Origin of the sequence: Chromobacterium sp. LK1 (genome assembly GCF_001043555.1) — a bacterium.
GTDB classification, from domain to species: Bacteria; Pseudomonadota; Gammaproteobacteria; order Burkholderiales; family Chromobacteriaceae; genus Chromobacterium; species Chromobacterium aquaticum.
Window position 1 is genome coordinate 1 of sequence record NZ_LDUI01000073.1, and the last position, 370, is coordinate 370.

Genomic DNA, 370 nt, shown 5'->3' on the forward strand with positions numbered 1-370 from the left:
CAATGGCAAGGCCGAACCGCGCGGCGACGGCTTTGAACTACGCACCGACAATCACGGCGCGATCCGCGCCGGCCACGGCCTGCTGCTGAGCACCGAAGCGCAGAACGGCGCTGGGGGCAAGCAACTGGCGCGCGAACAGGCGCAAAGCCAGCTCGATGCGGCCCTGGCCCTGAGCCAAAGCCTGGGCGACACCGCCAGCGGCCAGCAGGCCGACACCATGGAAACCGGGCCGGAAGAAATCGGCGCGGACAACGCCAAGGCCGCCAAGAAGACCGAAGGCCATCTGCAACACCAGGCCGCCGCCTTGAAAGCCTGGGAAGCCGGCAGCAACACCGACAAGGATGGCAAAACCGCCAAGGACCAAGCCGGT

Annotated in this window: 1 protein-coding gene; it reads left to right on the top strand. The window is 67.3% G+C overall.

Features of this window, described 5'->3' with window-relative positions:
* Window positions 1-370: type VI secretion system Vgr family protein (locus VI26_RS22765; protein WP_048412035.1), on the top strand; the 370-nt coding region annotated here is incomplete at both ends.